Genomic DNA, 12,374 nt, shown 5'->3' with positions numbered 1-12,374 from the left:
TCTGTAAAGGGGCGGTGATAACGGGTATCAGCAGCAGTGCGCGCCGGGATCGCAGTTTTGAAATGGCGTTCACCGCTATTCCCTACGCGGAAAACATCTGTTTTCGGCCTGAATTAATCCCCAAACCCCGGATAGCGGGCACCTTGCCCGCCAGGGTGAGCAGCACCGTCGTGAACGACCGGTACGGGGATATTGATAAAGACGGGTTGTACCGGGTGGCGTTTGATTTTGACCGGGCGGAATGGTTGAAAGGGGGAGAAAGCCTGTGGGTGCGCTTGGCTCGCCCCTATGCGGGTGACACCTACGGTTTTCACTGGCCCTTGCTGGACGGTACTGAGGTGGCGATCGCATTTGAAGGGGGCGACCCGGATCGGCCTTATATCGCCCATGCGCTGCACGACTCAAAACACCCTGACCACGTCACCTTATTCAACTACAAACGCAATGTCCTGCGTACCCCGGCGAATAACAAACTGCGGATGGATGACGAGCGCGATCGGGAGCACATTAAACTGAGTACCGAATACGGCGGTAAGAGCCAGCTCAATCTGGGGTATCTGGTGGACAGTCAGCAACCACACCCGGATAAACGGGGAGAAGGTTTTGAGTTGCGTACTGATGACTGGGGGGTGATCCGGGCCGGTAAGGGGATGTTTATCAGTACTGACGGGCAACCCAGAGCCCAGGGGCCGGTGTTGGCAATGCAGGCGGCATTGTCGGAACTGGATGCCGCTATTCAGACTGCGGCGGGATTGCGTTACGCCGCTGAAGCGGCGAAAGCGGAGCTGGCGGATATCGAAGCCCAGACTGCATTTATGGATCACACCCTCAAAGAGCTGCAACAGCGGGCTCTCTTATTTTCAGCGCCGTCAGGGATTGCTCAGGTGACACCGGGCAACTTACAGCTTTCTGCCGGTGAAAATCTGATAGCAACGGTTGGCCGTGATGCGGATATGAGCATTACCAAGAAATTCCGGCTGGCGGTGGGTGAAACCCTGAGTTTATTTGCCAAAACCCTGGGTATGAAACTGTTGGCGGCTTCCGGCAAGGTAGAAATTCAGGCCCAGACCGGTGAGATGGATTTATTGGCCCAGCAGGCGGTGCGTCTGGTCAGCCAGGAAGACACGGTGACGATATCCGCGAAAACGGAACTGCGGCTGGAATGCGGTGGCGCATATATCTCGCTAAAAGACGGTCACATTTCGTTTGCCAGCCCGAAGAATGCCCGGTTTCAGTGCGATGTTTTCCAAAAAGCAGGCCCCGCCAGTCAGAGTTCAACCCTGACATTGCCTGACCGTTGTGCGTCAACGGCAGCGCGGATGGCCGATGGGCAAAATGGGATAGTGAATTAAGGGGACACGCCATGACAAAAACTGATATTCAAATGGGTTACGATTTTTCATCCGATGCTGAAATCCGGCAGAAAACCCAGTTGCTGGCTGACTTGCATACCGCATTTACCCAACAGGGGGGGAAAGGGCTATTGTTGGTTGATCCGGCGGTTTTTCTGGATACCCGGCAGGAAGAAAGGTTTCCTGCGGCGATTCTCAATCATCAGCCTGCCGCCATAGCGACTCGGATAAAGCATCCCCGTTTCGAATCCCGTCATTCTCCCTGGCTGATACCGCTGGATATCAACCAGCCTGAGGATGCTCACATGCTGACGCTGAGTATTACGCAAGCGTTGCAGGAGGCCGACCCGGCGGAGTTGATGGTCGGACGAGGTCGAATGGTTTGTGGCTGGCTGTTCAGTGCCAGCACGGTATCCACGATTGCACAACATCTTGGTATGACGGCGGTACAAACCTTGTCAACGGTACAGCAAATCGTACTGCGTTTTTATGATCCGGCGGTAAATAATGCTTTTTGGTCGTTATTGGATACCTGGCAGCGCTCACGCTTGCTGGGACCATTGACCGATTGGTATCTGATCGACGGCGACGGTCAGTTGCTGCATCGGAACAATACGGTGCCTTCGGTGGTGCAATACAGCTTTTCGCTGGCGCTGTCGCCGGAAAATGTGCAGGAAATGACTTGGTCAGGCCCGATGAACCGGGCACTGCGCCGCTATCGTCAGGCACATCGCAACCCGTTACGCCGAACGGAGTCTGAAGCGTTGGACATTATGCTAGCTTTATTGCGCCGGGTCACTGAACGCTATGCTTTTGATAATGTTGTGGATCTGGAGGCGTGTGCCTTGCATGGTTTGCTATACCACCCTGAGATTGATCTACACCCTCGGATACAGTCATTGCTGTCCGGTGAAGAGGGTGACCATACCCGTGGCTATATTGAGCGTACAGTCAGACTGACCACAGAAGAATGGTTGGCGCTGGCCTGTGACTGCGCTCGTCCCGATGTTCCCGCTATTCCCCCAGTTAACCAGGAGATTTTGTCATGAGTCTTTCACCCTGTGATATGTGTCAGTCAATCGGCCCGGCACTGTTGCCGGTACGCTATTCGGTGGTGCCGGACAGTATCCATGAAACCTTGCCAGAGTGGGCCGAGACGTCGTTTCCAGCGGCCAAAGGCTACCATTATGCGCTGCGTGCCCTGAGGCAGGGGTTTTTATACGTCTATTACTCTTATGGCGGTGGTTTTCCACAAGAATGCTGGGAGACCTGGAGCATCAGCGAGGACGGGGCGCTGTGGCGGCAGTACTGTGGTCCCTTTGCGGTGCACGGTAAGAAAACCGCAGATTGTCACGCCCCGACGCATCAGAGTACCAATGTGGAGTTTATCGTATTACAGGATATTGCGCTGCGTCAGGATACCTGGGTGGCCTTCTCGCCTTCGGCCTGGAGCCCGGAGACAATACAGTATTATCACGATCACCCCGACGCGCGGGAAAAGCGGATGCAGTGCGTGAAATCCTGGCAATGGCGAGGGGTACCGGAAGGGGAGGGGATCAGCGAGGTTACGGCAGACACCCTGAATACAGTGATGGATTACCATCCGGTGGATATGTATTGGCCCCCCTACCTTCTGCCTCACAACCCGACAGCGGCGCGTATCAGCCGGACAATGGAAGAGGCACCCTACTATACGTTTACGCCTAACGCGGTTGGCCCGCAGGGGACCCTCTATCCGTGGAGCAAAAAGCGGGCAGGGAATGCGGACGCCACGGTCAGAGCCATGCAAAGACGGGGACAGGCAAGAGATGGCTCGCCGGTTTCACTGGTGTTGCTGGCTTTGCATGATCCGATTGGTATTGCACATGAACTGGCCGGGTGGAGTGATGATATCGCTGGTGAGCACGCCACGTGGTTGAAGGAGTTGTCGATTGAGTTTATGACCGACAGTTCGCTCAACGGGGTGAAAAACCAATTGCGTCAAATGAAAGCCGCGGATGTGCAAGGGCAGGTTGATAAAGTGCTTGAAGTCACTAAGCAGAAGGAGTACGGGGTTTTTTCCGATCAGCAGAAGGCTAAGCTCAGAGAGAATGTGACTCGTATCATGGTGAAAGCGAATGAGCCAACTTTTGAGCAAGCTTTTGCCCATGATTGGGAGAAATACACGAAAGAGCTGAATCTGGCTAAATGGCAGGCGTTTAACCAACAGTATGCCGATTTTTGTACTGAGGTAGCGAAAAAGCTGGAGCAGCTGGCTCAGCTCAGGGTGAGCTGGCTCCAGGAAAGTGGGTTTATCACCTGTTGCCGGGATTTCTACTCAACTCAGCTGGCGGATAACCTGAATTACCGGGAAGCGGTGGACTATGCCATGGTTTCACTGAATGTGACTAAAACGGGTAGTGCATTTTTAGACCGCTTAATCGCCCAGTATTCAACCTTATCGGAGAGCAATATTGTCTGGCGCTCGTTGCTGCTGAATAACCCGGACGTGATGGCGGAAATGGACGGATTTTTGCAACAGATGGGCGAGAATAAAGGGAATGTGAAACCCGCAAACATTGAAAAATTTATGGGCATGGTGTCGTCATTGAGCGGGAAACTGGCGGAGGCTTACGATAAGGCGAATGAAGCGCTGGAAAAACCGCCTAAGGCCAACAGCACATTTGCCCGTGCGATGCTGCATTGTGACCGGCGACTGGTCACGCTGGGTGACCGGTTCTTTAATTTTACCCGTTTAGGGAAAGTGATGAACAGCTGGAATGAAATGCTGAGTAAAACACTGTTCTCGGTGATTTCCGGCGTGCCGTTTGATCAGGCGGTTGGGCTGTCGGTATCACAGCTTAAAGATGGCGATGAGTTTAGGCAGCAGGTGTTGAAGGAGCTTAAGGCGTCGGGATATGAGGAACAGTTGAGAAAAAGTAATAAATATCAGTCTGATTTTAAAAAATTTTCCGAAAGTGCCGAAGGGAAACCTGCGTTAAAGAAATCGCGAATTAAATTACTGGTTTTGATTTTCAATGGGTTGGAGTTTGCTAATCAGCTAAAAGAGAGTAAAGGAGATACAAAGGGCCATGCCCAGGTAACTGCGGCGTTTTTAGGTACATTGAGTACGGCGATGGAGATTGTGACCCCGGTAGTTGAGCATGGCATAAAAAATGTGGCGGCGACTGACACCATTAAGTTTATCGGGGCGAGTGCCGGTACAGTCGCTTCCGCACTAAATTTTGGGGTCGATATTGGTGACTTTATATCTGAATTGTGGAACGGACGGCGCTGGCAGTTTCTGGGGCTTCACGGTCTTAAAGGTGCCGCTGATTTTATGCAATTAGTAAAATCATTAAATGGCTTATTAGAGGTATTAGCTGAAAGAGCATTGCTTTCGGCTGAAAGTTTAATAGTTAAAGGGGTGGCAAGGCTTTTGGTGTGGGAATATCTTGCCTGGCTGCTCAGTTGGGAGGCGATGCTCGTTATTTTTATTGTTGAAGAGTTAGTGATGTATTTTTCTGATAATGATTTACAAAAATGGTGTCGGGGTTGTGTGTTTGGTTTGGAGCCGGCAAAAAGTTTGAAATCAACCCAATTGATTGACGCTGAATCGCAACGAAATACGCTGTATGAAGAACAACGTAAAGGCTTTGCTAACGCAATTAAGGATCTTTCATGAGTACTTATCGCCCTTTTAAAGATGCCATTGACTTTAAGGAAATAAAAAGTCAGAGAAGCAGTCTTGATACATGGATTGAAGTTAACCTTGAGTGGATCGCTGATCATCCAAATAATACGGAAGATTCAGAAAAGGAGATTGCAAAAGCAAAAGAAAAGATCCCGGCACTGGATGCAATATTAGCAAAAGAGCCGCCCCCACCGGAATTACCACCGCGTAAACCATTATTCAAAGTGAGTGGGGTATTGGAAGAGTTCGAGACACTTTGTGTGAGGGGCTATTTTACCGATCGGGAATATGATCCCGCCGCCTTTGCCCGTAAGGAGGAGCGTGATCAATATGGAGCGCTGTTGCTGGCGATGGTAGGCAATACCTCGGCGGCGGCTGTGACTTCGCAAACTCAAGTGCGGGTAAGTGATGTTTGTGATTTTGTGCGGGGGAAAATCAATGGTATTCCCTTCCACGGCTGGTTGGGATTTACCACTGCAAAAGTGGGTGACTACGTTGAATTAGCGGTAACGGAGCAGGAAGGACATTATGTGGTTTATGCCATTGCCAATCCCGAATTAAGGGTTATTTCCATGACACCGCGTTGCAAACAGGGTATTCATTCAAACGCTAAATATCAGATATGCGGTACTTGGTATGGCTCTTCAGTTATTTTTTCTATGTTTATGATGATATGGGTATTTTTTATTAGAGAAGATATTTTCGAGTATGTAAAATATCTGTCTTTGTCTTGTATTATCATGGCAGTAGTATTTTCGCCCTTCATCTATATTTCCTGTATGAGAAACCCAAAACCTTCATTCAGATTGGCTGAGGCTATTTTTACTGCGTTAGGTTTCCCCAATCCTACAGAGATTAATCTTGAACGATTAACAAAAAAGAGGCTTAAGGAAATCAAGGTTAATTCCCCTGATGGGGAACCAGATAACGATGGTCGAATAGTTTTACCAGATAAAAGCTGTTATTCGAGTTATTATTACTATTACTGATTCAAGTAATTACCGGGTAAAAAACGGTTATGTTTAAAGATATTATTTCTTTGATCAGATTGGTTGAAAGTCTGAAATCAACCCAATTGATTGACGCTGAATCGCAACGAAATACGCAGTATGAAGAACAACGTAAAGGCTTTGCTAACGCAATGAGGGATCTTTCATGAGTACTTATCGCCCTTTTAAAGATGCCATTGACTTTGATGAAATAAAAAGTCAGAGAAAAGACATTGATATATCGATAGAGGTTAAGCGAGAAAGAATTCAGCGCTGCCCTGAAGATAGAGAGGAAGTAGAAAAAGCGATAGCGGAGGTTCAGGCTAAAATCCCGGCACTGGATGCGATATTAGCGAAAGAGCCGCCGCAGCCGGAATTACCGCCGCGTAAGCCATTAATCAAAGTCAGTGGGGTATTGGAAAAATTCGAGACACTCTGTGTCATGGGCTATTTTAAAGATCGGGAATATGATCCTGCCGCCTTTGCTCGTAAGGAGGAACGGGATCAATTTGGGGCACTGTTGCTGGCGATGGCGGGAAATAGTTCAGCGGCGGCGGTAACTTCACAGACACAAGTGAGGCTGGGTGATGTTTGTGATTTTGTGCGGGGAAAAATCAATGGTATTCCCTTCCACGGCTGGTTGGGATTTACTACAGCAAAAGTGGGTGACTATGTTGAATTAGCGGTGATGGAGCTGGAGGGGCATTATGTTGTTTATGCTATTGCGCACCCTGAATTAAGGGTGGTTTCTATGACACCACGTTGTAAGGTGGGGATTCTTTCAGATGCTAAAGAGCAGATATTCGGCACTTGTTTTCTTTTTTCGCTTTATCTGTTTGTCTTAATCATGGCAGATGTTTTTTTTGATAGGCAAGATGTTTTCGTGCTTTTGGAATATATGTTGCCCTTTTGTGGTTTGATGATAGCGATATTTGCCCCTAGTACGTATTACAGCCGCCTAAAAAAGCCCAAACCCACAGTTAAATTGGCAGAAGAAATTTTCACGGTATTAGGTTTCCCTAATCCTTCGGACATTAATATTTCCCAATTCACGAAGAAGAAATTGAAGGAAATAAAGGCCAACACATCGGATGGGGAACTCGGTAAGGATAATGGAAGAGTTCTGCCCGATAGGGATTGTTTTGTAAGCTATTACTACTATTACTGACTCGAGTAATTACCGGGTAAGAAACGGTTATGTTTAAAGATATTATTTCTTTGATCAGATTGGTTGAAAGTCTGAAATCAACCCAATTTATTGCCCCTGAATCACAGCGAAATACGTTGTATGAAGAACAAAGTAAAAAATTTGCTGACGCAATTAAGGTGATTTCATGAATACTTATCAGATGTTAAAAGATGCCATTGACTTTAAGGAATTGAAAAGTCAGAGAAGCAGTCTTGATACATGGATTGAAGTTAATCTTGAGTGGATAGCTGATCATCCAGACGATACGGAAGATTCAGAAAAGGAGATTGCAAAAACAAAAGAAAAGATCCCGCCACTGGATGCAATATTAGCAAAAGAGCCACCGCTGCCGGAATTACCACCCCGTAAGCCATTAATCAAAGTCAGTGGGGTATTGGAAGAGTTCGAGATACTCTGTGTCATGGGTTATTTTACCGATCAGGAATATGATCCCGAAGAATTTGCCCGTCAGGAGGAACGTGATCAATTCGGAGCGCTATTGTTTGCTATGATGGGCAATAGCGCAGCGGCGGCGGCGACTTCACGGACGAAAGAACGACCGGCTGATGCATGTCATTTTGTGCGGGGAAAAATCAATGGTATCCCTTTTCATGGTTGGTTAGGGTTGACCACCGTGAAAATAGGTGATTACGTTGAATTAGCCGTGACAGAGCAGGAAGAGTATTATGCTGTTTATGCGTTGGCAAACCCTGAGACTCGAGTCATTTCTATTACTCCGCGTTGTAATAAAGGGATCCGCTCAAAGGCAAGAGATGAAATATTTTATACTTGCTACATATTCCTTGCTGTTATTGTCGTTTGCCTTGCTGCCGGGTTTTTTTTTGTTAAAGACCATTTTTGGGATGGGGCAGAGATGGTAATTTTATGGTGTTTGTTTTTTTCGGTTTCACTTTCTCCCTATATGTACTATTTGAGTATCAAAAAACCATTTCCGTCAGTTAAACTGGCTCAAGATATTTTCACTGCATTGGGTTTTCCTAATCCTGAGAATATCAGCCTTGAGAAATTAACCAGAAAAAGGATTAAGGAGATGAAGTCCGATTTATTGGTTAAGAGTAGCGAAGATGTATTGCCGGATAAATATTGTATCCTGAGTCATCTCTATTATTACTGACTCAAGTAATTACCGGGTAAGAAACGGCTATGTTTAAAGATATTATTTCTTTGATCAGATTGGTTGAAAGTTTGAAATCAACCCAATTTATTGCCCCTGAATCACAGCGAAATACGCTGTATGAAGAACAAAGTAAAAAATTTGCTGATGCAATTAAGGTGATTTCATGAATACCTATCAGATGTTAAAAGATGCCATTGACTTTAAGGAAATAAAAAGTCAGAGAAGTAGCCTTAATACACGGATAGCGGTTAAGAGAGAAAGGATTCAGCGCTGCCCTGAAGATAGAGCCGAAGTGGAAAAAGCAATAGCGGAGGTTCAGGCTCAAATTCCGGCACTGGATGCCATCTTAGCAAAAGAGCCGCCACCACCGGAATTACCGCCGCGTAAGCCATTAATCAAAGTCAGTGGGGTATTGGAAGAGTTTGAGATACTCTGTGTGAAAGGCTATTTTTCCGATCAGGAATATGATCCCGAAGAATTTGCCCGTCAGGAGGAGCGTAATCAGTTTGGGGCGTTATTGCTTGCTATGATGGGTAATAGTGCAGCGGCGGCTGCGACTTCACGAACGAAAGAACGATTGGGTGAGAAATGTCATTTTGTACAGGGAAAAATCAACGGTCTCTCTTTTCATGGTTGGTTGGGGTTGACCACTGCGAAAATAGGTGATTACGTCGATTTAGCGGTGATAGAGCAGGAAGAGTATTATGTTGTTTATGCGTTGGCAAACCCTGAAACCCGAGTTATCTCTATCACTCCGTGTTGTAATAAAGGGATCCGCACGAAGGCCAGAGATGAAGTATTTTACACTTTCTATATACTCTTTGCTGCTATTGTGATTTGTATTGGCTCTGTTGTTTGTTCAGTTAAAGACCATTTTTGGGATGGAGCAGAGATGGTAATCTTATGGTGGGTGTTTATTTCATCCGCAATTTCTCCCTATATGTACTATTTGAGTATCAAAAAACCGTTTCCGTCAGTTAAACTAGCCCAGGATATTTTCACAGCATTGGGTTTTCCTAATCCTGAGAATATTAGCCTTGAGAAATTAACTAAAAAAAGGATTAAGGAAATGAAATTTAATCCATCAATTAAGAATGGTAACGAAGTATTACCAGATAATTATGGTTTTCTGAGCCATTTTTATTATTACTGATACGAGTAATTGCCGGGTAAGAAACTGTTATGTTTAAAGGTGTTATTTTTTTAATCGGATTGGTTGAAAGTCTGCAATCAACCCAATTGATTGATGCTGAATCGCCGCGAAGCTTTGAAAAATTCAGCAGCGAATTATCGAAGGTAAAGTGTTATCTAAATTTGAGTGATAGGTAATTTTGTGTAAATTGAGGTTTTTTTATGAAACAGATCTATAAAATGGTTTTCATCGGTTTTGCCATTAATGTATTAATATGTTTGGTTTCACTGGCGGCGACCCGGGTACTTTATGCTGGTTATGATGATCTTTCTTATCAATTACAGGGCGTGGTTGATAAGTTATTTATCGTGGATAAAGTGTTACAGGTTTTCATTTTCCTGCAAATTGTTAATTTATTTATTATTATCAAGATACCAAGGTAGGCAAAAATCAGTTCTTTTATCGTGTCCTGTGTCTTTCCGTTTGGCGTGGTTTATTTCATTGGGTGTTTATTGTCGATTCAACGCGTGGCACTTTCTTCATTTACTGAATGTGAGAACAATAATACGGTCCCAGATAGCGAGGTTTGTTTTTTACGGCACGAGTATCGATACCAAGCGTTAATTTGGAGCGGGGGGGCTATTTTACTCTTGATAAAAGGTTTAAGTAGTACGTGTATCACAATGGCGGTGATGCATTATGTCTCATATCGTAAAGTAAAAGATCGTTATTTCTTTGCCGAGAAAGAGAATGGATTTTTGTTAACCCCGACCCCTTTTAGTAAAACGATTTTTTTGCCTTATGGATGTATTGAACAGGTTGAACCACGTAAAAATAAAGTGATTGTTTCCGTCAAATTAAAGGAAAAAATCGACATAGTGTGTTCAACGAAATGTATTGATAGAGCAGCGCTGGAAAAAGTCGTTAATACACTTTCTCTGGCGGCGTCAAATAATCAGGGGGATAAACAGTAGCGATTACCGCTCTTGAGATGTGAAAAATTTATTTTTAATTATACCGGAGTCATTATGTTTGAAGGCATTATTCGCCTGGGTGATAAACTCAGCAGCGGCGGTGAAGTGATTTCCGCTTCTTCCTCAATAGAAATTGACGGTAAAAGCGCCGCGTTATTGCATGATGTAGTCAGTTGTCCGCTGGAAGGACATGGTATTAACCGTATTGTCAAAGCCAATGCCAAATTTATCTCTGATGGCAAGCCGGTTGCTTTTGATAAAGCCCTTTGTCAATGCGGTTGTTATGTTATTTCCAGTACATCGAAAATGGGTACCGGAGGGAAAGCGTGATGACCTGGGAAATTCCGGAACCGCATATTGTACACTGGCCAGCGTCGTTGAACTGGTCACGCTGGTGGCGGCTGTTCAGTCTGATGTGCTTTGTTACTGTGGTGGCTGCCAGTTCGTCTGTCATCCACCTTGGAGAAACAGGGGATTGCCCACTGGCGTAAGGTGTTGACACCGTGGCTGGCGGAGTACAGTGAGATGGTGTTGCTGCGCGGATTGATGTAACCGGGCGTCATGTTGACCTGGACCAGTGTCAATGCGAGCGCGAGGCTGTTTGGTGATTATTCGGGAAGCTGGGGGTTGATCCGCTGGCTGGAACAGGCGAAAGCAGAAAAGCTGGATGAAAGCCGTTACCGGCTGACATTTACTATGCCGGACGGTTTGCCGATAACCTGGATATTACGCACGGAAATGGGCTGGGGGCCGCTGGCGTTGCTGAAACTGCGGGGATTTACGCTGCCGAAAGAGATTTTTATGGTAACGCCGGGTGATGGCCAAAATGTGCCGGTGACTGATGACGAGGATTGGGGGGAAGAATAATCCAGTGTGGCTGATTTAATCCGGTGTTATATCATGTTCTGGGCAGGAATAATCTTATTGCAGACTGACAGTCAGATATTTCATTGTGTTGGGGGATGAGTAGCGGGATTGTTGAGTATTCTCGTTGGAGAATTGTGGCAATATTAAAGGGAGCTCTGTTATTCACAGAATGACAGATATTGCCATAATATTCCCATTGACGCTATCGTGCCTTATTTAGGTGGGGGATTAGGTTTAATTCGGGATCGACAAGCCGGTTGCTATTTATTTTTTTAGTATCACCTAATGTATTCGCATTCCATGAATGATAATCATTATTTTTTACGTTTGTTTCATCTGTTGGGTGGTAAAATTGAAAATGAAGTCATTTGTGTTTTTTATGAAATAACCACATGGTTATAAATGAAAATATAACTTTTTCATTATGAATTGCTGGCATTGTTATATTATAACTTGCGAGTTGTTCGGTTTTTTTAAATAAGTTCAATGTTTTTATGTAAATAAATGTCATCTTATCTATGTTTTTTTAAATATTATGGGGATTATCTTCTTGTACCCACGTTATATTCATTGGGCATTTAACACATTGTGCTATTTGATAAAAAAAGACTTGATTTTAATATGCACCCATTAGGAGAATCGAATTATTCAGTAACAGTCAATCCTATTAATGAATCGACTCATTGATGGAACGGGAATAGCTCGATTAATTGTTTATATCCTGGTTAACCTCCGGTCGGGAAATACCTGACCAGATTTGTCGTTTTCCTGATTTATTCTGACTGACGCCTGAATTCTTATTCGGTTTTAGTTCTGTTTGGCCCTGAATATCGTCGCCTGCCAGCGACCGCAAAGGGTGCCGGACTCTTTATTGACTCTGTTACCAGCAAACTGACCGGTACCTGTGTGCACGAAGTGACGAGGAGAAAACATGAACAACACAACCCCGGCGATCATCTTTGATCACAGCCGCTACAAACTGAACGTGTGGAAAAATACCGCGCCACTGGATGTGGTGGCGTTTAGCGGGCAGGAATTCTTAAGCCGGCCTTTTCGTTAC

General features: G+C 45.5%; 14 protein-coding genes and 1 pseudogene. 14 read left to right on the top strand and 1 reads right to left on the bottom strand.

Annotated features, from left to right (window positions below):
- The 14 genes and pseudogenes from C5471_RS21870 to C5471_RS21810 form a co-directional block, all read left to right on the top strand.
- A partial coding sequence (locus tag C5471_RS21870; protein ID WP_166296406.1) for a DUF2345 domain-containing protein occupies positions 1-1,352 on the top strand: 1,352 nt, incomplete at its 5' end.
- A gap of 11 nt (positions 1,353-1,363) precedes the next feature.
- Positions 1,364-2,401 (top strand): DUF4123 domain-containing protein, encoded by a 1,038-nt coding sequence (locus C5471_RS21865; protein ID WP_133814746.1) that lies wholly within the window; start codon positions 1,364-1,366, stop codon positions 2,399-2,401.
- A complete protein-coding gene (locus C5471_RS21860) occupies positions 2,398-5,016 on the top strand; it encodes a T6SS effector BTH_I2691 family protein (protein WP_133814747.1) in 2,619 nt (872 codons plus the stop codon). The genes C5471_RS21865 and C5471_RS21860 overlap by 4 nt, the downstream gene beginning before the upstream one ends.
- Positions 5,013-6,014, top strand: coding sequence for a putative type VI secretion system effector (locus tag C5471_RS21855; RefSeq protein ID WP_133814748.1), 1,002 nt, complete (start codon positions 5,013-5,015; stop codon positions 6,012-6,014). Before C5471_RS21860 ends, C5471_RS21855 begins: the two co-directional genes overlap by 4 nt.
- Before the next feature lie 166 nt (positions 6,015-6,180).
- On the top strand, positions 6,181-7,182 hold the full coding sequence (locus C5471_RS21850; protein WP_133814749.1) for a putative type VI secretion system effector: 1,002 nt from the start codon (positions 6,181-6,183) through the stop codon (positions 7,180-7,182).
- A gap of 29 nt (positions 7,183-7,211) precedes the next feature.
- Positions 7,212-7,352 carry a hypothetical protein gene (locus C5471_RS21845; protein ID WP_166296403.1) on the top strand — a complete coding sequence of 47 codons (141 nt, stop codon included), beginning with the start codon at positions 7,212-7,214 and terminating at the stop codon, positions 7,350-7,352.
- Positions 7,349-8,338, top strand: a complete 990-nt coding sequence (locus tag C5471_RS21840; protein ID WP_133814750.1) for a putative type VI secretion system effector — start codon at positions 7,349-7,351, stop codon at positions 8,336-8,338. Before C5471_RS21845 ends, C5471_RS21840 begins: the two co-directional genes overlap by 4 nt.
- Positions 8,339-8,367: 29 nt before the next feature.
- Positions 8,368-8,508: a hypothetical protein gene (locus C5471_RS21835; RefSeq protein WP_166296403.1), complete on the top strand. Its 141-nt coding sequence runs from the start codon at positions 8,368-8,370 to the stop codon at positions 8,506-8,508.
- Complete coding sequence (locus C5471_RS21830; RefSeq protein WP_133814751.1) at positions 8,505-9,494, top strand: putative type VI secretion system effector; 990 nt, start codon at positions 8,505-8,507, stop codon at positions 9,492-9,494. Before C5471_RS21835 ends, C5471_RS21830 begins: the two co-directional genes overlap by 4 nt.
- A 200-nt stretch (positions 9,495-9,694) precedes the next feature.
- Positions 9,695-9,916, top strand: a complete 222-nt coding sequence (locus C5471_RS24630) for a hypothetical protein (protein ID WP_242688821.1) — start codon at positions 9,695-9,697, stop codon at positions 9,914-9,916.
- A gap of 207 nt (positions 9,917-10,123) precedes the next feature.
- The gene (locus tag C5471_RS24625) at positions 10,124-10,447 is read left to right on the top strand and encodes a hypothetical protein (RefSeq protein WP_242688820.1); all 324 of its coding nucleotides are present in this window, start codon (positions 10,124-10,126) and stop codon (positions 10,445-10,447) included.
- 54 nt (positions 10,448-10,501) lie between these two features.
- Positions 10,502-10,777, top strand: a complete 276-nt coding sequence (locus tag C5471_RS21820; protein ID WP_166296400.1) for a PAAR domain-containing protein — start codon at positions 10,502-10,504, stop codon at positions 10,775-10,777.
- Entirely contained in the window at positions 10,777-10,938 is a 162-nt protein-coding gene (locus tag C5471_RS21815) for a hypothetical protein (protein ID WP_166296397.1), read from the top strand. Before C5471_RS21820 ends, C5471_RS21815 begins: the two co-directional genes overlap by 1 nt.
- A gap of 61 nt (positions 10,939-10,999) precedes the next feature.
- A pseudogene (locus C5471_RS21810) lies at positions 11,000-11,314 on the top strand (type VI secretion IcmF C-terminal domain-containing protein); the annotation flags it as partial.
- Positions 11,315-12,121: 807 nt separating this feature from the next.
- Here C5471_RS21810 and C5471_RS24950 read toward each other — a convergent pair.
- The gene (locus C5471_RS24950) at positions 12,122-12,247 is read right to left on the bottom strand and encodes a hypothetical protein (RefSeq protein WP_278250188.1); all 126 of its coding nucleotides are present in this window, start codon (positions 12,245-12,247) and stop codon (positions 12,122-12,124) included.
- Positions 12,248-12,374 lie beyond the last annotated feature (127 nt).

Origin of the sequence: Photorhabdus tasmaniensis (assembly GCF_011189505.1) — a bacterium.
GTDB lineage: Bacteria > Pseudomonadota > Gammaproteobacteria > Enterobacterales > Enterobacteriaceae > Photorhabdus > Photorhabdus tasmaniensis.
The sequence above is the reverse complement of the archived record's forward strand: the minus strand, read 5'-3'. Positions and strand labels throughout refer to the sequence as shown.

Coding starts and splice junctions, on each gene's coding strand:
- C5471_RS21815 (WP_166296397.1), top strand. CDS start 10,777: ATGACCTGGGAAATTCCGGAACCGCATATTGTACACTGGCCAGCGTCG.
- C5471_RS24950 (WP_278250188.1), bottom strand. CDS start 12,247: ATGTTTTCTCCTCGTCACTTCGTGCACACAGGTACCGGTCAGTTTGCT.
- C5471_RS21865 (WP_133814746.1), top strand. CDS start 1,364: ATGACAAAAACTGATATTCAAATGGGTTACGATTTTTCATCCGATGCT.
- C5471_RS21845 (WP_166296403.1), top strand. CDS start 7,212: ATGTTTAAAGATATTATTTCTTTGATCAGATTGGTTGAAAGTCTGAAA.
- C5471_RS21860 (WP_133814747.1), top strand. CDS start 2,398: ATGAGTCTTTCACCCTGTGATATGTGTCAGTCAATCGGCCCGGCACTG.
- C5471_RS21855 (WP_133814748.1), top strand. CDS start 5,013: ATGAGTACTTATCGCCCTTTTAAAGATGCCATTGACTTTAAGGAAATA.
- C5471_RS21830 (WP_133814751.1), top strand. CDS start 8,505: ATGAATACCTATCAGATGTTAAAAGATGCCATTGACTTTAAGGAAATA.
- C5471_RS21840 (WP_133814750.1), top strand. CDS start 7,349: ATGAATACTTATCAGATGTTAAAAGATGCCATTGACTTTAAGGAATTG.
- C5471_RS24630 (WP_242688821.1), top strand. CDS start 9,695: ATGAAACAGATCTATAAAATGGTTTTCATCGGTTTTGCCATTAATGTA.
- C5471_RS21850 (WP_133814749.1), top strand. CDS start 6,181: ATGAGTACTTATCGCCCTTTTAAAGATGCCATTGACTTTGATGAAATA.
- C5471_RS21820 (WP_166296400.1), top strand. CDS start 10,502: ATGTTTGAAGGCATTATTCGCCTGGGTGATAAACTCAGCAGCGGCGGT.
- C5471_RS21835 (WP_166296403.1), top strand. CDS start 8,368: ATGTTTAAAGATATTATTTCTTTGATCAGATTGGTTGAAAGTTTGAAA.